Here is a 20,558-nt window from a genome sequence, read left to right on the forward strand (position 1 = left end):
AGTTAGCAAGTTAGCAAGTTAGCAAGTTAGCAAGTTAGCAAGTTAGCAACACTAGACTGCCTACCACTTTTGTCAAGCCGTTGTTTATTTAATCTGACTTCTAACGACTGATATCTAATATCTCCATTTTTATTCGGCGTTAAAACGCCTCCTACGTCTCGTATATCGCAAACTTTCCCCTTTACTCTTTCTAACTCACTAACTTTACTCTTTCCCCTAGTAACTCGCTAACTTTTAGAACTTCAATCTGACGGCTGACGGCTGACGGCTGACGGCTGACGGCTAATAGTTAAATATTAAAACCAAAAAAGCCAAGCGTTTCGCAACGGTTGGCTTTTTCAGATTTAGTTTTAAGTCTAGCCGCTTAGGCTAGTGCTCTGTGATTAGCTCAGGTTCATTTCCTGAATGATTTCGTGGGCAATTTCCGGTGTAGTACTGACCGGCTTTTCGTGTAGTTTCGCTTTCATTTGCCCTTTACGATGTTTTAGTGATGCATCAAGTTTTTTTGCAGCACCTGCGATAGCTGGGTACATCACATCATCTTCAGCTTTTACTGATAAACGTGCGCCTTCATAGGTTGTACTAATCTCAGCCTGATACTTATTGTGTTCTTTTGAAAGAATAATATCGAGTGATATTAATGATGGAAAATGGCTAGCAATTTTCGAGAACTTCTCGTTGATATGAGCTCTAACAGCCTCAGTAACGTCAACATGATGACCAGAAATATTAATCTTCATAGGGTATCCTTTTTTCTTGTTACCTCACAGTTAGTATTGGGGGCGAATTGAATTAACACAAGCGAAAATTGCAGATAATTAGTAATTGATTGTAACCACAGATGATTTAGATCATGCGTTGCGGATAAAATATGCAAAAGCCCGCATCACACGGGCTTTTCAGAGAGGTTAACAACTGCTCATTAACTATACGAACAACAGTAATCAGCAAATTCGCTGACCTTTACTAGAAAGGTAACATTTGCATCAACGGTAAATGACTCTCCAGCTTGCATTGTTTGCCATTCGCTCTCACCGGGTAATAGCACTTGCCAACTGCCACCGTTAAGCTCCATCAACTCTTTTTTGCTCGTAGCAAACTCAAACTCACCCGGTTGCATAAAGCCTAACGTCTTGGTGCTGCCATCAGCAAATACCACAGAACGGCTAGACACTTTACCGTCAAAATACACATTGGCTTTTTTCAGCACACTTACATTATCAAACTGAGACATCCTCACTCCTGTTGTTTTATTATTAAGTTACAGACAGTGCCAGTTGTCGGTTTAGCATTCAAGGGGAGCTGGGTGAGAAATAATCAAGTCGGGATAGCTGTAAGCTGTCAGTTTTAAGCCGAAGGTGCAATTGTGGTAGGTCGTGCTTTAGCACGAGTATCAGCATGATAAGCACATCCTTCTTACTTTAGTTTGAGTTCAAAAATATGGCTTGAACGCTTTGTTACATACCTTGCATCCAAGCTCAACTGATACCATAATTAGGTATCTATTGGTATTAAGGGCTAAATCATGGCTAAAAACACTAGTATTACTTTGGGTGACCATTTTGACAGTTTTATAGCAAATCAAATTCAAAGTGGTCGCTATGGCTCGGCGAGTGAAGTCATACGCTCCGCTTTACGTTTACTTGAAAGCCAGGAGACGAAAATGAACACTTTACGCCAATTACTTGTTGAAGGTGAAAATAGTGGAGTTGCGGATTATGACCTTGATTCGTTTATCAATGAGTTAGACAACGAAGAAAGAAAATGAAGCCCTTTCAATTAACTAACAAGGCAAAATCTGATTTAAAAGATGTAGCCTTGTTTACCTCTCGACGCTGGGGTCGTGAACAGCGAAACATTTATCTAAAACAATTTGATGACTCATTCTGGCTGTTAGCCGAAAACCCTGACATTGGTAAAGCCTGTGACGAGATTCGCGATGGCTATAGGAAATTCCCACAAGGAAGCCACGTAATCTTTTATCGTCAAATCGGCAGTCAAAATATCGAGATCATTCGTATCCTCCACAAAAGTATGGATGTGAATCCAATTTTTGGCGCATAACCCTCATCTTAAAAACTTAAATTTGGCTTCTGGTATTCAATCAAAAAGCATAACTTTCACGCGAAATAAATTTCACGCTTACAGTGAGGTATTTAAAACTGACAGCTGATGGCTGAAAGCTACCAGCTCTGAGTGCGTTGGGTTTCACTCCGTTCTACTCAACCTACGGGGGAATAAAAAAGCCCGCGCTGTGGTTATACAGGGCGGGCTTTTAAATTTTAGCGACTAAAGCTTAGAACAAGGCGTTTGCTTTGTTTACGATGTTTTCAACAGTGAAACCAAAGTGCTTGAATAACTCGCCTGCAGGTGCTGACTCACCGAAGGTCGTCATACCAACTACTGCGCCGTTTAGGCCTACGTATTTGTACCAGTAGTCTGCGATGCCCGCTTCGATTGCTACGCGGCGTGTTACGCTTGCTGGTAATACGCTTTCTTTATACGCAGCGTCTTGCTCATCAAATAAATCAGTTGAAGGCATAGATACCACACGTACTTTTTTACCTTGTGAACGCAGTTCTGCAGCGGCATCTTGTGCAAGCTGTACTTCAGAACCTGTTGCAATAAGGATAAGCTCTGGCTCACCGTCACAGCTAAGTACGTAACCACCTTTTTTCACATCAGCTAACTGCTGTGCAGTACGCGTTTGTTGCTCAAGGCCTTGGCGAGTGAAAATCAGTGATGTTGGGCCATCTTTACGCTCAATTGCTTGTTGCCATGCAATCGCTGACTCAACTTGGTCACATGGGCGCCAGTTCACTAGATTAGGCGTTAAACGCATGCTTGCAATTTGCTCTACCGGTTGGTGCGTTGGGCCATCCTCACCTAAACCAATTGAATCGTGTGTGTAAACGAAGATGCTTGGCTGCTTCATTAATGCCGCCATACGTACTGCGTTACGTGCGTATTCCATGAACATTAGGAATGTTGCACCGTATGGAATAAAGCCTTTGTGCAATGCAATACCATTCATAATCGCTGACATACCAAATTCACGTACACCGTAGAAAATGTAGTTACCGCTAGCATCGTTTGCTTCTAGGCCTTTTGAGCCATCCCAAAGTGTTAAGTTAGAACCTGCAAGGTCAGCAGAGCCACCCATGAATTCTGGTAGTAACGGGCCAAACGCATTTAATGCATTTTGTGATGCTTTACGTGTTGCTGGGTTTGCTGGGTTTGCTTGTAGCTCTTCAATGTAAGCTTGTGACTTTTCAGCCCAATCAGCTGGTAACTCACCATTTGTACGGCGTTTAAACTCAGCAGCAAGTTCAGGGTGTGCACTTGCGTATGCTGCAAACTTTTCGTCCCAGCTTGCTTCTAGTTGCTTACCTTTTTCTTTGCCATCCCACTCGCTGTAGATATCAGCAGGGATTTCAAATGCATCGCCAGTCCAACCTAGGAATTCACGAGATGCTTTAATTTCGTCTTCACCTAGTGGCGCACCGTGACAGTCATGGCTACCTGATTTGTTAGGTGAACCGTAACCAATCACTGTTTTACAACAAATTAATGATGGCTTATCAGTGATACTACGCGCTTCTTCGATAGCGGCGCGAATTGCATCTGGGTTATGACCATCAACATCGCTTACTACGTGCCAGCCGTATGCTTTGAAGCGCGCTGGTGTGTCATCGCTGAACCAACCTTCTACTTCACCATCAATTGAGATGCCGTTGTCATCCCAAAACGCAACTAGTTTACCTAGGCCTAATGTACCGGCTAATGAACAGGCTTCGTGTGAAATACCTTCCATTAAACAGCCATCACCCATGAATGCATACGTGAAGTGATCAACAATATCGTGGCCTTCACGGTTAAACTGTGCAGCTAGCGCTTTTTCGGCAATTGCCATGCCCACTGCATTTGTGATCCCTTGACCTAATGGACCCGTAGTAGTCTCAATACCTGGTGCATACCCATACTCTGGGTGACCTGGTGTTTTTGAGTGCATTTGACGGAAGTTTTTAATTTCCTCTAGTGGTAAGTCATAGCCACTTAAGTGCAGTAGAGAATAGATCAGCATTGAACCGTGGCCGTTAGAAAGAATAAATCGATCTCGGTCTGCCCACTCTGGATTCGTTGGATTGTGCTTTAGATAATCGCGCCATAGTACTTCTGCGATATCTGCCATGCCCATAGGGGCGCCAGGGTGACCAGATTTGGCCTGTTGTACTGCGTCCATTGATAAGACGCGAATAGCATTTGCAAGTTCTTTGCGTGATGGCATGAATTCTCCTACCTTTATGTATTTGCGCTGGTTGTTTATGAAGCCCCATTCTTACTTATTGTAAGGGTACAGTGCAATTAAAAATCCGCATTAAATGCACCAATTATGGGCGTTTGTTAAGAACAATACGTTATTAGTAATTTTAAATAGACGTCTAGGCGTAAAATTACTATGCAAACATATTTGTTTTAGATAAAATACGCCCCTTAATTTTTTAGCGCTATTACCGACGTTTGTGAAGCGCAATATTTGTGAGCAGAAATACAATGGCAAAACATTTATTTACTTCTGAATCTGTTTCTGAAGGTCATCCGGATAAAATCGCGGACCAAATCTCTGACGCGGTTCTAGATGCTATCCTTGAACAAGATTCTCATGCCCGTGTTGCATGTGAGACTTACGTTAAGACCGGTATGGTGATGGTTGGTGGTGAAATCACAACTAGCGCTTGGGTTGATATCGAAGAAATCACACGTAAAACAGTACGTGAAATCGGTTACACGCACTCAGACATGGGTTTCGATGCTGACTCTTGTGCAATCCTAAACACTATCGGTAAACAATCTCCAGACATCAACCAAGGTGTTGACCGTGCTCGCCCTGAAGAGCAAGGCGCTGGTGACCAAGGTCTAATGTTCGGTTACGCATGTAATGAAACTGACGTTTTAATGCCTGCACCTATCACTTATTCGCACCGTCTTGTTCAGCGCCAAGCTGAAGTTCGTAAAAGTGGTGAGCTTAACTGGTTACGCCCAGATGCAAAATCTCAAGTAACGTTTGCATACGAAGATGGCAAGCCTGTTGGTATTGATGCAGTTGTTCTTTCAACTCAACACTGTGATTCAATCTCACAAAACGACTTAGTTGAAGCGGTAATGGAAACTATCATTAAGCCGGTTCTTCCTGCTGAGCTAATCTCAAGCGCAACTAAGTTCTTCATCAACCCAACTGGCCGTTTCGTAATCGGTGGCCCAATGGGTGACTGTGGTCTTACAGGTCGTAAAATCATCGTTGATACATACGGTGGTATGGCTCGTCACGGTGGTGGTGCTTTCTCTGGTAAAGATCCATCAAAAGTTGACCGTTCAGCTGCATATGCTGCTCGTTACGTTGCTAAAAACGTGGTTGCTGCTGGCCTTGCTGACAAATGTGAGCTACAAGTTTCTTACGCTATCGGTGTTGCAGAGCCAACGTCTATCAGCATCGAGACATTTGGTACAGGTAAATTAGAAGAAGCGCGTCTAATCGAATTAGTACGTGAGCACTTCGACCTACGCCCTTACGGCTTAATCCAAATGCTTGATCTTGAGCGTCCTATCTATCAACCGACTGCGGCATACGGCCACTTCGGTCGTGATGAGTTCCCTTGGGAGCGTACAGACAAAGCAGACGCACTTCGCGCAGCTGCTGGCCTGTAATAGGTTTGATAAAATGAAAAAAGCGCCTTTTGGCGCTTTTTTTATGTCTGTTTTAAAGGTAGGTAACTATCTTTTCGTAAACTGCGACACCCCAAACTAAGGCTAGAATTAGCAAGCTCAATGTCACTGCCGCAGAAGCCATATCTTTAGCTCGTCCCGATAATACATGATACTCAATCCCTACCCGGTCAGTGAGCGCTTCTATCGACGAGTTCAGTAACTCAACAATTAATAATAACAAGTAAGGAATAAACAACACTAACCAATGATTTAATGACTGCGCAAGAACCACTGACGAGGGTAATAAACACACCCCTAAATAGATTTCAGAACGAAATGCCGACTCTTCTTTAAATGCCGCTTTAAAGCCTTTAATAGAACACTTGGTTGCTTTTAAAATACGCCCAAAGCCAATACCATTTGGCTTATTAACTAGGGGAATTTTTGGTTCTTTCATTTTTTACCTACCCGCTCAGAATTAGCCTGATCATAATAATAAATTCTTACTCTGTCACCCAAATACGCTTGATTAAACGCTAGCAATCACCTGGAATACTGCTGGTGTTTGCGCGGGAAAACTGATTATTAGTTAATTGTTCTCTCAGTGCTTGTAGCGTTTTATAAACGCTTTTTAGCGATACCTTGTTACTTAACCAATGCGGAATTGAACCACTTGGATCAGCATAGGCTTGATGGCTGACCAACAAATTACTTTGTTGCTGCTCTAAACGCCAATAGGCGGTGAGGTCTTTAATACGCACAACGCCAGAGACTTCGGCTTTTGCATAAGGTTGGCTTTTGATTTGTAACTCGGTTTTGTGCTCATCTAAAGCGTGATAACAAGAGTAACTAACTAAATCTCTATCTGACACCGGCCAAGGTGAATTAAAATGAGTATAAACAAGGGTTTCTGAGGGGCTTAAGCGCTCCATTAAGGTCACGCTTTTGACATTTTCAAGCCAGTTAGCAGCATTGTCGGTATCACTGAGTAATGCCATAAAGTCACTGGCTTTGGCATTTTTTACTAGCACAGAAGCATTAATTTCAATAATACCGGTTTTATGCTTTTTATAGCTAACCTTTATGCCGTCTTGCTGTTTGTAGGTTTGCCATTCAATAGGGTTAGCTACTGCCGAGAGACTCAAACATGCTAACCCTATCCATAGGCACAAGCGCATTTATTTAAAACCAATAAGGGTCTGTATTAAATGACGCGTGGCGACTTTGCTCCATCGCACTGACCAGAAACTCTGACTTTTGATCAAGCCATGATTGAATTTTGGTCAGCTCTAAGTCGTCTTGCCCTGCACATAACTGCTTTAAGTACTCAAGGGTGCTTAACTCATAAATACCATGAGAGATATCAACCCATGGCATACGAAACTCGTTTCGATCTTCTTTATCGAACAAGGCACCTAAGCAGTTGCCGCTGAGTAATGAGTTTTCAAGGCGGGTGCGCAGTGCCAAATAGTCTTTATCTGTAAACACTTGCTGCTCAGGAATAAGCTCGTGCATGTCGTGCCAATCTTTAGCAAATAAACGCTTAGCAATATCGGCAACTGGTTTTTCTGCAGCCTGAAACTCAGCCTGCCCCCATGATTTGCGCCACTGTTTTTCAATTAACCAGGTTGTTAATTGTAATAATAAGCGGTTGTATCGGGTGCTATGAAAAAGAGTTTCAATATCATCAATGCTTGGCTGTAACTCTTTTAAGTCATTAATAACTTGTGTGAGCTCAGGCGCACTGTTGATTTTTTTGTAGTATGCGTGGCGCTTAGATGTGTAGGTTTTTAGCTGAATAGCATTTTCAACCCACGCTAATTCGCTCAATAACCACTTTAACTCTGTACGCAATGAGTCGGTATCGTCTTTACTAACAATATCGTCAAACAGCCAAAATGTATGGCGAATTAAACGAATACCGTCTGTAACACGCTTAAGGGTTTTTAAGCTTGGTTTTATGAAATAGCAGGCTTCATGTTTTTGTACAAAGCGAATCGCGTAGTTAATGCTTTCTACTAAAGCTTGTTCTTGGGTTGCACCACGTTTTAGTGGCACAAAGCCAATTGATTTGCTTGCTTTTAATGGTTTGTCATCTGCAAGACGATAACCTCGAGCAGCTTTAGAATAAAGCCCTAAGCGAACATGGCTTTCACTAACCAGTTTATCTGCCAAAGCAAACAACTCATTACGACTACCTTCAATCAGTTCGATTTCAAGTTCAGAGATTGGCTCAACCTGACCCGAGGCAGCAACTTCACCTTTATCTAATACCACTTCAATTTTTGCGCCATTTTCGGTTTCGAGTAACCAAGTACGGCGTATAAAGTTAGTGCTAAAAATTGGGTATAGGTTTTCAGCAATACCAGACACTTGCATGCCATGCGGCCAAATAGCAGCATCAAATGCGAGTAAATCAGGGCGGTTACCTGACAGTGGTAAGTTGTATTCTGGGCGCTGATGTAAGCCGCCAACCACTTCGCCAGCAAGCTTGATAGTTTGTTCACACTCACCATCACAACAGCGAGTACGAAGGCCAATATCTAAAGCGCGTAATTCTCGGCTTGGCGTATCGTAATAAGCATTTTGTAAATTGCGTGACGGTTTGTTAGTAACGGTTTTTGCAAATTGGGTAATTAATGCGGGGATCAGTGGAACAACGGCATCTGACACCAAAAACTTCAGTTCTATCTCAGTATCCATTCGCTTTGCGGAGTACATTTAAAATAAATAAGTGATCAAAATAAACAAAGCAGACTGTTAATGCAAATTTTTTCCTGTTTTTTACGGTTAAGCCCACGCACGGATTACAATATCAGCCTTGCTATTAATAGTTGAAATCCCTACTATCTCTATACATAAAGAAATTATAAATTTAGCCACTTCTAGGCAAGATCACATTAACAAGGTAGATTGATGTTAAAACAGTGTATTTTTGGGTTGCTCCTTGCGGCCACCTCTTTTATTAGCTACGCAGAAGAAGCACCAAGCAGCGACAGCCAAAACACCGCCTACATAGTCGATAACCTGTATACCTTTATGCACTCAGGCCCAAGCAAAAACTACCGCATTTTGGGTTCAGTTGATGCGGGTACACAAGTTGTGTTGTTGTCAGGTGAGGATAATGGCTACTTTAAAATTCGTGATGATAAAGATCGTGAAGGTTGGGTTGAGTCAAAATTTATTACTGAAAACGCGGGTATTCAACAACAATTTCAAGCACTGAATAACGACATGACGGTAATGCAAGAGCAGCTTCGCCAAGCTGAAATTGAGTTGCCACAACTACAAGAGCAGAACAAATCACTAACAGAGCAAAACCTAGCTCTTAGCAAGCAAATCGAAACACTTAAGAACACCATTGAGTCTGAGCGCAATGCAAAGCAAACAGCCAGTGCTAAAGAGAAGCGTCAGCTACTTACATATGGCGGCGCAATTGCATTTATCGGCTTACTGTTAGGTATTATCTTAACCGTGGTGTTATCTCGCCGTAAACGTTACGACGGCTGGGCATAAGCCACTAAATAGTCAATAAAAAAGCACCTGATGGTGCTTTTTTTGTATCTATATATCGAACCTTAGTCCGGTATCTTGTTTAATTTTTTCGATCACCATATAGGTGTGATGCGTACCCACCCCTGGTATATCAACTAAATCTCCCAGCACCTGACGGTATTCGTCCATATCAGACACACGTACTTTTAATAAGTAGTCATAGCCACCAGCAACCATGTCGCATTCAACTACTTGTGGAATATTTAAAATATATTCACGAAAGACTTTAAATACCGATGTATTCGAGGTCACCAACGAGACCTGTACATGTGCTAACAAGCTCTGGTTAAGCTTTGCTTCGCTAAGCTTTGCGTAATAGCCTTCGATGTAGCCTTCTTGCTCTAAACGTTTTACACGATCTAGACACGGGCTTGGGCTCAGATTTACCTGTTTTGCGAGGTTTACGTTCGATATTCTGCCATTTTTTTGCAGAGCGTCTAAAATTGCTAAATCGATGCGATCTAACATGCGTAATCTATTCGGACTGGTCATAACAGAATTTTATGCGGCTAAGTTAACGGTATGCCCTGTAAATTATCGTAAATCGAAAAATTTAACCAGCATATTCTGCTGGATTTTAATTAGAATGCACGAATTATATCAATGGTAAGAAATGCAATTAGTTCATTTTTTAGACTCCACATACCAGAGGGTTACATATGCTATTTAATGGCGATTTGACAACTGAATGTCCAATTAGACAAAAGATCCGTGATTTCTACCGTATTGACGAAAATGCGGTTATTGATCATATTTTGCCTTTGGCTGAAGTAGGCGTGAAAGCGCGTAGCCGAGCGTGGGAACGTGCTCGTCAAATGGTTTTAAATATCCGTCGCGATCAGGATGGTCAAAGCGGTGTAGATGCACTATTAAATGAATTCTCACTTTCAAGTGAAGAAGGCGTTGTATTAATGTGTCTTGCAGAAGCACTATTACGTGTTCCAGATAAAGCAACGCAAGAGTCACTAATTCGTGACAAACTTGCTAAAGGTGACTGGAGCTCGCATTTAGGTAGCAGCGATTCTTTATTTGTAAACGCCTCTTCTTGGGGTCTGTTAGTAACCGGTAAAATGGTTAACTACAGCGACAAGTCAAAAGAGCAGCAATTCGGTGTACTTAAGAAAACAATTGGTCGTTTAGGTGAGCCTGTTATTCGTAAATCTGTGAACTTCGCGATGAAGATCATGGGTAAGCAATTCGTTATGGGTCGTACTATCGACGAAGCAATTGAACGTGCAGCAGAAAAAGAGCAAAAAGGCTACGTTTACTCATACGATATGCTAGGTGAAGGCGCACGCACAATGAAAGATGCAGAGCGTTACTTCAACAGCTACATGACAGCTATCCACGCGATTGGTAAAGCAGCAAATGGCCGTGGACCAATCAAGAGCCCTGGTATCTCAGTTAAAATTTCTGCGATTCACCCTCGCTATGAATTCACTCACCGCGAACGTGTTATTGCTGAAGTTGTACCTAAGTTAAAAGAGCTTGCGCTTGCAGCGAAAAGCTACGATATCGGTTTTACTGTTGATGCTGAAGAAGCTGACCGTTTAGATATTTCTTTAGATGTTATTGAAGCGGTATTCAGTGATGACGATTTAGGTAACTGGAACGGCTTTGGTTTAGCAGTTCAAGCATACCAAAAGCGCGCTATTTTTGTCGTTGAGTGGGTTGCAGAACTTGCTCGTCGCGTTGGTCGTAAACTAATGGTTCGCCTTGTCAAAGGTGCATACTGGGATACAGAAATCAAAACCACTCAACAAGATGGTTTAGATCATTACCCGGTATTTACACGTAAAGCGACCACTGACGTTTCTTATAAAGCTTGTGCTATCAAATTACTTGAAGCACGTGATGTACTGTATCCGCAATTTGCTACACACAATGCCTACACTGCAGCAACAATCTTAGAAGTTGCAAAAGGTGATAACGAAGGTTTTGAATTCCAACGCCTACACGGTATGGGTGAGTCGTTATTCGACCAAATCGTAACCCAAGAGAAAATTCAATGTCGTGTTTACGCACCAGTGGGTCAACACGAAGACTTACTTGCATACTTAGTACGTCGTTTATTAGAAAACGGTGCTAACTCATCATTCGTAAATGCGATTGTTGATACCACTAAGCCTGTTGAATCACTATTACCTGACCCTGTAGAAACACTGCAAGGTTTACGTAACAAGTACAACACGCAAATCAAGATGCCAATTGATTTATACGGTGAAGAACGTGCTAACTCAAAAGGCATGGACTTAACTGATATCAATGTAATCACACCATTTAAAGAAAACCTTGATACCTGGTTTGATGAGCACCGCATTGAATTAAGCGATGTGCCAGAAGGCTCTCTTCCTGTGAAGAACCCTGCAAATCACAAAGAGATTATTGGTCATGTGAAGCTGCAATCTTCTGACGAAATGACAGCTCTTTTAGAAAATGCAGAAAAAGCATTTGAGTCATGGTCACAAACGCCTGTTAAAGAGCGCGCAAACTTATTACGTCGTGTTGCTGACATCTTAGAACGTCACCACGATGAGCTTGTTGCTATCTGTATTAAAGAAGCTGGTAAAATTACCCAAGATGGTATCGATGAAGTTCGTGAAGCAGTGGATTTCTGCCGCTACTACGCGGCACGCGCTGAAGAACTTTCTGAAGATGAGCGCTTTGAAGCACGTGGGGTGATCTTATGTATCAGCCCATGGAACTTCCCACTTGCAATCTTCTTAGGTCAAGTAGCTGCAGCAATCGTGACTGGTAACACAGTTATTGCTAAACCTGCTGAGCAAACAAGCTTAATCGCACTTCGCACCATTGAACTGATGCTATCTGTAGGTTTACCAGAGCACGTTGTACAACCTGTTATTGCTCGTGGTAGCGAAGTAGGTAAAACTATCGTTCCTGATGAGCGCATTCAAGCTGTTATGTTCACAGGTTCTACAGAAACAGGTACTGTTATTTCGCAAACACTTGCTGCGCGTAATGATATTCAAGTACCGCTTATCGCTGAAACAGGCGGTCAAAACTGTATGATCGTTGACTCAACCGCTCTACCAGAGCAAGTTGTTGACGATGTGATCAGTTCAGGTTTCCAAAGTGCTGGTCAACGCTGTTCTGCACTGCGTGTATTATTCTTACAAGAAGACGTTGCTGATGGCATCATTGAGATGATCAAAGGTGCTTTAAAAGAGCTTCACGTTGGCGACCCGTCATTGCTTTCAACTGATATCGGTCCTGTTATCGACGAAAAAGCACTGAAAAATTTAAATGACCATGTTGAATACTTAAAAGGTAATGCAACACTTCACTATGAGTGTGCTATTCCTGATAACAATGAAAATGGTGCTTACTTCTTTGCGCCTCGTTTATACGAAATCAAAGATTTATCTGTACTTAAGCGCGAAGTATTTGGCCCATGTGTACATATCATCCGCTTTAAAGGCACAGAGCTTGATAACGTGATTGACCAAATCAATGGCACAGGCTTTGGCTTAACAATGGGTGTGCATTCGCGTATCGAAGAGCGCTGTGAATACCTAGCGAAAATGTCACGTGCAGGTAACGTTTACATCAACCGTAATATGATCGGTGCGATTGTTGGCGTACAACCTTTCGGTGGCCGTGGTTTATCTGGTACTGGTCCTAAAGCGGGTGGCCCTAACTACCTACAACGTCTAGTGAAAGAAAAAGCATCACCAGATAACGTGCAAATGACTAACCTAACACCTGATGAGCTAGATACTCACCACTATTCAGGTGCAGCTGAGCAGGTTGCTACGCTAATGGATAACTCATTACGCGACGAGAAAATCTGGCGTGCAACACCACTGAACGACCGAGTTTCTGCTGTACGTCAATTACTTGCAAAAGTAGCAACTGTAGAAATTATCGACGAGCTTGCAGATGATTTAGCATTAACGCTAGCTGATGCCCGTGCGCAACTTAACCGTCTTGAAAAACACATGCGTAAGCACACTGTGTTACCTGGACCAACGGGTGAGTCAAACACACTTCACTTAGAGCCTCGTGGCTGTGTGGTTTGTTATGCTGATAAGAGTACGTCATTTAACTTCTGGGCAATTTCGATTATCACAGCACTTGCTGCTGGTAACACAGTAATCACGGTTGCTTCTGAGTTATTCTTTGACGAAGCGGTTGCGTTTAAAGATAAGTTTATCTCAACAGGTATTGCTGAAGGTGTATTCCAAGTTGCTAAACCTAATCAGTTACAAGCTATCTTGGCGCACCCTCACCTTGCAGGTGCGGTTGTTGCAGCTCGTTCATCACGTTTAGGCTACTTTAGCCAGCAGCTAGCACAACGTAAAGGTGCAATCCTGCCAGTGATCAGCTCTGAGTACTACGACACGCTAATCAAGCGCTTACTCACTGAGAAAACAATCAGTGTTGATACAACCGCATCAGGTGGTAACACATCACTAATGACCTTGGTTGAAGACGACGAGTAATCGTATAAATTAAAGGAAATTAAGCTTTCCTGAGTTAATTAAAAGCCCTCGCATTTGCGGGGGCTTTTGATTTTTACAGATACCTTTTTACTATTCTTGTTTACCGAGCTACAAATTTTCTGCTAGTTTTATAGTAATGTATTCGACTAGAAGTAAAGGCTTTGAAAACACTCCCTATCAATCAACTTAAGCCCGGCATGTTTGTCCAAAGTGTGACAAAACAAAAAGGCAAGATCCGTATAAAAAACCAAGGTTGGGTAAAAACACAGGGAAGCATAGACAAGCTGATCAAGGCTGGCATATTAGAAATAGCGATAGACCCAGACAAAACACTGACCTTAGACAGTGAGAATAAAGTGGTTGAGCAGCAACATAATCCGCAACCTGTTGGCGAGACTAGCGCTTTTGACCCTTGGCACACTACTCACAGTGTGTCTGCAGAAATGGGCAAAGCAAACAGCTTATATAACGAAGCAAGATCATTGCAAAGCAAAGCCTTTGACGATATCCGCGATGGCAACAAAATTGATATTGCCCCTTTTAAAGAACTCGCAAGTGGCTTTATTGATTCAGTTTTTCGTAATCAAGATGCGCTTGCCTGTATCACTCGAATGCGTGAAAAAGATGCTTACCTACTTGAGCATTCTATCAATGTATCAATTTTGATGAGTATTTTTGCTAAACACTTAGGTATTGAAAAAGCCGTTATTGAAGAGCTTGCGACCGGTGCTTTACTTCACGATATTGGTAAGATCAATATTCCCGATGAGATACTCAATAAGCCTGGCAAGTTAACCGACGAAGAGTACAAAGCTATTCAAGATCATGCTCGTTTCAGTAAAGAAATTTTAGAGCAAGCAGGCTTGAGCGGGATTGCTGTAGATATAGCAGGCTTCCATCACGAACGTTTAGATGGCAGTGGCTACCCGTTTGGTAAAAGTGGTGACGAGATAAGCTTGTACGTACGCATGGCTTCAATTGTTGATGTGTATGATGCATTGACCGCTGAGCGGGTCTACAAAGCAGGAATGGAGCCAATTAAAGCATTTAAAATACTCAAAGATGGCTGCCCAGATAGCTTTGACGGAGATCTAGTCACTAAGTTTATTCAGTGCATCGGTGTTCACCCGGTTGGTACCTTAGTTAAACTTGAAAGCCAAAAATTAGGTTTGGTCACACACAGTAACCCTACAAGTCCTTTAAAACCTCAAGTGAAAGTGTTTTATAACGCTAAACATGCACGCTATACCGAAGTGCAAGATATTGATTTGGCTAACAGCCGTTGTCACGATAGCTTAGAATCAGCAGTCAGGCCGAGAGACTTTAACATCGACCTGATCCGCTTTTTTAAGAGTGCGATTCTACCTTAGCCCTAAAATAAAGACTGGCTACTCAGGCCAGTCTTGCAATGCTTTTAACGTAAACTCATAGCCATCGTAGCTTAGTAGGCTCTGCTCTGGAGTGATTTCAATTACTGATAACACACCTATGTTATCGCCTTCGTATAACTCACGCCCATTTAACTTGATCCAACGCTTCGATGTTTCTGAAGCATAAATATGCGCTTGGTATTTAATGGTAGGAATGAGACTTTGTAATGCATCAGGCAAGAGCTCAATTGGCTCTGCATAAGACGTATTTTTAGTGCTACGGGTAATATCAACACTATGTTTGTTATCAACATCTTCAACCGCTTTAGCAAAAGCATCTTTCAATGTATCTGGTACATCTTTGAGCTCATCATTTGTTGATGATTGAGAAGCTGGTTGAGTTGGCTGACCATTAAGTGGCTTGCCTAGCACCTTGTATTTACTTAAATCAATGCCATTACTGCTCATTTGCTGCGGGTTGATTTGTTGCATTGGCTGCGAAAACTGTGGCTGTGATTGATACACTGGCTGATTTTGATACACAACTTGTTGCTGGTACTGAGGTTGTACTTGATAACCTTGATTTGCATACATAGGGGCTGAATTTACCGGAACTTGTACCCACTGATATTGCTGACCTTGCACTGGCACCTGCTGCATCATTTGTTGCGGTACAGATTGTTGCACTTGCCCTTGTTGCATCGTTGTTACTTGGGCTGGGTTATTGGTCGCTTGCGGGTTTTGGCTTTGCGCTACTTGCTGTTGCTTAGCGGGTTGCTGTGTTTCAGGACTTGCCTGAGCCTCAGTGGCAACGTTTTCTGTGGTTTCATTGCTGTTATTAACAAGCTTTGGCTGCTCAGCAGCAGGTTTAGTTTGCTGTAACCATTTACCAATCGAAAATCCTGCCATAAGCGTCAATATTGCCGCCAGTAATAGCCCAAATGAAAAAGCTAAGCGTCGATACCGTGTTAATTCTTGCTGTTGTTTGAGCGCAAGTGCGGCTTGGTCATGATCAACGGCAGTTTGTGCGTGCTGATCAGATTGTTTAATTGCATCTAGTAATAATGACATAAATGAACACTCGTTATATTAGGTAGGATAAACCAATACCCATTCCTAATACGGCTAAAAATGAAACTGGGTAAAGCCAAACATAACTCGGCTCTTTATTTGCTACAGCAACAGGAGTGCTGGTTGGCGGCAGTGCTTCTGCGGCTGAGCGCATCACAAGCTCGCTGTCGATACTCAATTTTTGCTGTGAAAAAGCTCCCACTAAACAGCGCTCACATAATAAATTGATCAATCTTGGTACGCCTTGAGTAACCTGATAAATCGCTTTTAACGCATCCCCTGAGAACAATGCTTGCTCTGTGCCCGCTTTAAATAAACGGTGCTTAACATAGGCAAACACTTGTCCTTCAGTGAGTGGTAATAAGTGATAACGCGCAGTAATACGCTGGGCAAGTTGTCTTAATTCAGTGCGTTTTAGTAGTTCTTGAAGCTCAGGTTGCCCTACTAATACAATTTGCAGCAGCTTTTTATGATCTGTTTCGATATTGGTTAACAAGCGCAGCTGCTCTAGCACATCAGGTGCGAGTAGTTGTGCTTCATCAATAATTAAGATGGTGTGACCGCCCGCTTGATTATTTGCCTCAAGGTGCTTTTTAATCACATCAGTTAGGGTCTTCAGAGTCGCATTAGTACCGTCGTACTCAATCTTTAATTCATCACAAATACTGGCAAGCAGTTCAAGCTGTGACAAAGCCGGATTATGAATTTGTGCCACTTGGGTGTTTTCAGGTAACTGCTCTTGCAGACTTCTTGTTAGTGTTGTTTTACCTGTACCCACTTCGCCTGTTAACAAAACGAAGCCACCCGCTTCACCTAATCCATAGGTAAGGTGCGCTAATGCCTCTTTATGGCGCTCACTAAGAAATAAATACTCAGGATTTGGGGCAATCGAAAAGGGTTTTTCTGACAAGCCAAAATAGCTTAAATACACCGTGTTATTCCTTGCGTTTAAAATCACGGTCTATAATGGCAAAAAACATCGCTACTTAAAACCTTGTTTACATTTTATTGGCTAAATAACGTAAAATAGCGAAAAGGCAAAATTATAGGTGTTTTATGCAGGTTTATTTAGTCGGTGGCGCAGTCAGAGACGCCCTACTTGGTCGTGACGTTAAAGAGCGCGACTATGTGGTGGTTGGTGCAACGCCTGAGCAACTGATCAGCCAAGGCTATCAACAAGTTGGTAAAGATTTTCCGGTATTTTTACACCCACAAAGTAAAGAAGAATATGCGCTAGCGCGCACCGAGCGAAAACAGGGCCAAGGTTACACCGGCTTCATTTGTGATTTCACGCCAGATGTCACATTAGAGCAAGACTTAATTCGTCGAGATCTCACCGTAAATGCCATTGCTCAAGCTCAAGATGGCAGCTTAGTTGACCCTTTTTCTGGCCAACAAGACCTTGAGAATCGTGTGTTACGTCATGTCTCCGATGCCTTTAGTGAAGACCCTCTACGTATATTACGCGTAGCGCGTTTTGCTGCTCGTTATCATTACCTCGGCTTTACTATTGCGCCAGAAACCAAGGCACTTTTAATTGATATGGTCAAAGCCAAAGAGCTAAACACACTAACAGCTGAACGCGTTTGGCTAGAATGCGAAAAATCTCTAAGCGATGGCGCATTTTGCGAGTTTTTAAATGTACTTGCCAGCATTGGCGGCCTGCATGTAATTAGCTCTGAGCTTGAAAGTAAATGGTGTGATGAGCTTTACCATACTTTACAAGCTCGCTTTGCCTATGCGAATAAACTGCAAGTTAGTAACACTGCGTTATTATTTAGCCAAGTTACCTTAGCGCTTTCAAGCGACGAGATAAAAGCGATAGCTTGCAAGATACGCATACCTAATGAAGTGCGCGATTTAGCGCTATTTAGCCAAACACATCAAACAACGTTAAGTGCAGAAAAACCATCTAGCGAGGCTGTTTTTGCCTGCTTTAACCAACTTGATTTATGGCGTCGTCCTGAACGTTTTGAGCAAGTATTAAAGGTGCTAGAGATAAGCCAGCAACAGCCAGTAGCCAGCTATGACTCTTTAGTAAATGCAGCCACGCAAGCACGAGCAGTCAACCCGCAACAGTTTATTGCACAAGGTATTAAAGGCGCAGAAATAAAAACCGCGCTTGAGCAAGCGCGGTTAGAGATTATTAAAGGCTACTTTTCGTAGCGCACTAAACGCAAATAAACATCGGACGTTTTTGCGTGAAGGCTGTTGATGCCTTTATCAAATTGATACACCCAAGCTAGATCAGTGCGACTGATCCCTGAAGTGCTACTCCAGTAGTTTTGCAGCTTAGTCGATAAAAATGCGTTTTCGTTAATACTAGGCTGCACACAACTATGCTCTAAAATACTTGCTAATTCTTTGACATTTGGCACATGCCAATCACTGTAATCAGCAAAGGTTGCATTTTCAGCCCCGCGTAAAGCTTCGCCCCATGTAAGCTGCTGGCTCGTGCCCTCGCAAGTATCCGTGTCACTATCATAACTTTGACCAAACGTACAACGTTGCCACATAAGACCCGTTTCGCTATCACTCACAGTGCCATCTTCGTTAATTACAAAACGGCTATCAGGGGTCGTCTCATTGACGGCGCTGTAACATACTTGCGCAGCAGCAAAACCCGATTGCAGAGCAATACCGGTAATTACTGTGATTAAAGGTAACTTTCGCATATTTTACTCTCCCGGCGTTCTAACTAAGCGCACAAAGGCGGTATTACTTTTTGGATATGCTAAGTCATTAGCACTACTCATATCGATAATATAAGCTTGCGATAAACTCGTACCATCTGCCGCTGTTTGTGAAGTCCAATAAGGCATGAATGAGCTACTATCACTGCTTAGCTGAGTATCACTTGGTTGATTAGGGAAGAAATCACTATTAAGCAATGTAGGCTCACCTTGCTTGGCATAATCTAATAACCCTAATAATTCGGTGTAAGTTGGCACACGCCAATTTGTACCACCGCAAAAATCGCTGCTGTTCACATCATTAATGTAAGTTTGCAGGCCACAGTCACTGGTGCTTGGGCAAGTAGAGCCGGCAGCCCCTTGCACACTACCCGTTTGCACACCACTTGAACCATTTAAATACCAGGTATAATGGTTTGTTGCTGCACGATCAGCTGTCGACGGTGGTAATGTTGAACTGGCTTCTTTTACTTCCCAAATAAGGCCCGTCACATTATCTCGAACACAACTAAAGCTGGTAGCATCATCAGGGAGTTCGTCGGCAAATTCATTCATTTTAGTAAAATCAAACGCTAAGTCGCCCTGACCTACTTTATCTAGTTGGTTTGCGACACTATCACGACCTACATCGGCGTCTTGGCTTGGGAAGTCTTCGCTGTCACAATTTATTTTTTGTGAGTTGTTATAGCAATCACTCATGCCTGTATCGTTAATTAAACCGAGTGGTTTTGGGCTAATATCAATTATCACAGTATCTGTGTCGCTTCGCGATTTACTGTCAGTCACGGTAACTTCAAAACTCAGCTCTGAATCGGTATCAACATCTGGGGCTACAAACGTCGTGATACACTGGTTCTGGTTTGCCAAGGTCACAGTTTCGCCTGTTAATTGCTCCCAAAAACATGACTTTGTTGCCGTCACAATTTCACTATTGCTGGCATCGAGGGTTACGGTATCAAACTCAATAACCTGCTGATCTTCACCTGCATCCGCAATAATTACCTCAACGGTTTTGTTTAAGGTAAACGATGCTTCAGTGCTTGCTGAGCCACCTTCATCATCCGTTACAGTTAAACGCCATGTCATCGCTGTATTTGATTCAAGTAGTGGGTGAGTAAAGCTAATGGTTTGATTGTTGTAACTGTCAGCCGTTAAATCTGGGCCATCAAGTTGAGTCCACAAGTAACTGTCAACTGAGCCATTTTCATCAATATCAGCAGACTCCTCGCCACTTAATGTGATCACATCATTATATTGTGATGGCAATTCTTCTGGAGCTGTTTGCGTGATCACTGCAACAGGCAGTTGATTATTTGATGTAATAAAAATACTGACCTGATCGGAAACAAGTTGCCCATCGGTTTGATAATTCACTTTTAAAACAAGTTCAGAGTCGAGTTTAATATCAGGCGCGGTAATGGTTTGTTCTGCGCCCTCTGCAGGAAAACCTTCTAGTGCGGGGCCACTGACTCGCTCCCAAGTAAAGGTGCCATCAGCTGGGGAGCCTTGGGCAGAGACAGTAAATTCACTTTTTTCAATAATTTGCTGATCTGAGCCTGCATTAACTGTTGCTGCGACTGGGTTCGAATCACTCGAACCACCACCGCCGCCACAGGCTGTTAATGTCGTTAATGCAACTAGGGTAAGAGGCACTAATCTCATGTTTACCACCTTAAAATGCAAAGTCGGTCATGGCCGAC

At 42.6% G+C, this 20,558-nt stretch carries 18 protein-coding genes; 7 read left to right on the forward strand and 11 right to left on the reverse strand.

Features of this window, described 5'->3' with window-relative positions; genetic code table 11:
• Positions 1-383: 383 nt before the first annotated feature.
• Entirely contained in the window at positions 384-740 is a 357-nt protein-coding gene (hpf, locus tag AN213_RS08075; protein ID WP_054551132.1) for a ribosome hibernation-promoting factor, HPF/YfiA family, read from the reverse strand.
• A gap of 182 nt (positions 741-922) precedes the next feature.
• Positions 923-1,234 (reverse strand): pyrimidine/purine nucleoside phosphorylase, encoded by a 312-nt coding sequence (locus AN213_RS08080; RefSeq protein WP_055198221.1) that lies wholly within the window; start codon positions 1,232-1,234, stop codon positions 923-925.
• Between the two features lie 291 nt (positions 1,235-1,525).
• Here AN213_RS08080 and AN213_RS08085 point away from each other — a divergent pair, with 291 nt between their 5' ends.
• Entirely contained in the window at positions 1,526-1,768 is a 243-nt protein-coding gene (locus AN213_RS08085) for a type II toxin-antitoxin system ParD family antitoxin (protein ID WP_054560911.1), read from the forward strand.
• Positions 1,765-2,064: a type II toxin-antitoxin system RelE/ParE family toxin gene (locus AN213_RS08090; RefSeq protein WP_055198223.1), complete on the forward strand. Its 300-nt coding sequence runs from the start codon at positions 1,765-1,767 to the stop codon at positions 2,062-2,064. The genes AN213_RS08085 and AN213_RS08090 overlap by 4 nt, the downstream gene beginning before the upstream one ends.
• Before the next feature lie 232 nt (positions 2,065-2,296).
• Here the strand turns inward: AN213_RS08090 and tkt are convergent, their stop codons facing one another.
• Positions 2,297-4,288, reverse strand: a complete 1,992-nt coding sequence (tkt, locus tag AN213_RS08095; RefSeq protein ID WP_054560913.1) for a transketolase — start codon at positions 4,286-4,288, stop codon at positions 2,297-2,299.
• Between the two features lie 266 nt (positions 4,289-4,554).
• Between tkt and metK the strand changes: the two genes are divergently transcribed.
• The gene (metK, locus tag AN213_RS08100; RefSeq protein ID WP_055198227.1) at positions 4,555-5,706 is read left to right on the forward strand and encodes a methionine adenosyltransferase; all 1,152 of its coding nucleotides are present in this window, start codon (positions 4,555-4,557) and stop codon (positions 5,704-5,706) included.
• 52 nt (positions 5,707-5,758) lie between these two features.
• Here the strand turns inward: metK and AN213_RS08105 are convergent, their stop codons facing one another.
• The 3 genes from AN213_RS08105 to AN213_RS08115 form a co-directional block, all read right to left on the reverse strand.
• Positions 5,759-6,163, reverse strand: a complete 405-nt coding sequence (locus tag AN213_RS08105) for a diacylglycerol kinase (RefSeq protein WP_055198229.1) — start codon at positions 6,161-6,163, stop codon at positions 5,759-5,761.
• Positions 6,164-6,242: 79 nt separating this feature from the next.
• Positions 6,243-6,851: an START domain-containing protein gene (locus AN213_RS08110; RefSeq protein WP_055021548.1), complete on the reverse strand. Its 609-nt coding sequence runs from the start codon at positions 6,849-6,851 to the stop codon at positions 6,243-6,245.
• 37 nt (positions 6,852-6,888) lie between these two features.
• On the reverse strand, positions 6,889-8,409 hold the full coding sequence (locus AN213_RS08115) for a CYTH and CHAD domain-containing protein (protein ID WP_054560917.1): 1,521 nt from the start codon (positions 8,407-8,409) through the stop codon (positions 6,889-6,891).
• 213 nt (positions 8,410-8,622) lie between these two features.
• Between AN213_RS08115 and AN213_RS08120 the strand changes: the two genes are divergently transcribed.
• A complete protein-coding gene (locus AN213_RS08120) occupies positions 8,623-9,222 on the forward strand; it encodes a TIGR04211 family SH3 domain-containing protein (RefSeq protein WP_055198231.1) in 600 nt (199 codons plus the stop codon).
• 48 nt (positions 9,223-9,270) lie between these two features.
• Here the strand turns inward: AN213_RS08120 and AN213_RS08125 are convergent, their stop codons facing one another.
• A complete protein-coding gene (locus AN213_RS08125; RefSeq protein WP_054551119.1) occupies positions 9,271-9,753 on the reverse strand; it encodes a winged helix-turn-helix transcriptional regulator in 483 nt (160 codons plus the stop codon).
• 167 nt (positions 9,754-9,920) lie between these two features.
• Between AN213_RS08125 and putA the strand changes: the two genes are divergently transcribed.
• Both putA and AN213_RS08135 read left to right on the forward strand, forming a co-directional pair.
• Entirely contained in the window at positions 9,921-13,724 is a 3,804-nt protein-coding gene (gene putA, locus AN213_RS08130) for a bifunctional proline dehydrogenase/L-glutamate gamma-semialdehyde dehydrogenase PutA (RefSeq protein WP_055198234.1), read from the forward strand.
• A 161-nt stretch (positions 13,725-13,885) separates the two neighbouring features.
• Complete coding sequence (locus AN213_RS08135; RefSeq protein WP_055198241.1) at positions 13,886-15,094, forward strand: HD-GYP domain-containing protein; 1,209 nt, start codon at positions 13,886-13,888, stop codon at positions 15,092-15,094.
• Between the two features lie 18 nt (positions 15,095-15,112).
• On the opposite strand, the gene AN213_RS08140 is transcribed toward AN213_RS08135, so the two are convergent.
• Together AN213_RS08140 and AN213_RS08145 are read right to left on the reverse strand one after the other, a co-directional pair.
• Positions 15,113-16,165, reverse strand: coding sequence for a general secretion pathway protein GspB (locus AN213_RS08140; protein ID WP_055198243.1), 1,053 nt, complete (start codon positions 16,163-16,165; stop codon positions 15,113-15,115).
• A 13-nt stretch (positions 16,166-16,178) separates the two neighbouring features.
• Positions 16,179-17,096: an ExeA family protein gene (locus tag AN213_RS08145; RefSeq protein WP_054560922.1), complete on the reverse strand. Its 918-nt coding sequence runs from the start codon at positions 17,094-17,096 to the stop codon at positions 16,179-16,181.
• A 125-nt stretch (positions 17,097-17,221) separates the two neighbouring features.
• On the opposite strand from AN213_RS08145, the gene AN213_RS08150 reads away from it, so the two are divergent.
• Complete coding sequence (locus AN213_RS08150) at positions 17,222-18,331, forward strand: tRNA nucleotidyltransferase (RefSeq protein WP_055198245.1); 1,110 nt, start codon at positions 17,222-17,224, stop codon at positions 18,329-18,331.
• On the opposite strand, the gene AN213_RS08155 is transcribed toward AN213_RS08150, so the two are convergent.
• Positions 18,319-18,840 carry a DUF1566 domain-containing protein gene (locus AN213_RS08155; RefSeq protein ID WP_054560924.1) on the reverse strand — a complete coding sequence of 174 codons (522 nt, stop codon included), beginning with the start codon at positions 18,838-18,840 and terminating at the stop codon, positions 18,319-18,321. The two genes, AN213_RS08150 and AN213_RS08155, sit on opposite strands and share 13 nt — an antisense overlap.
• A gap of 3 nt (positions 18,841-18,843) precedes the next feature.
• Complete coding sequence (locus tag AN213_RS08160; RefSeq protein ID WP_055198247.1) at positions 18,844-20,520, reverse strand: DUF1566 domain-containing protein; 1,677 nt, start codon at positions 20,518-20,520, stop codon at positions 18,844-18,846.
• Positions 20,521-20,558 lie beyond the last annotated feature (38 nt).

It is taken from the genome of Pseudoalteromonas sp. P1-8 (genome assembly GCF_001399985.1).
Taxonomy (GTDB): Bacteria; Pseudomonadota; Gammaproteobacteria; order Enterobacterales; family Alteromonadaceae; genus Pseudoalteromonas.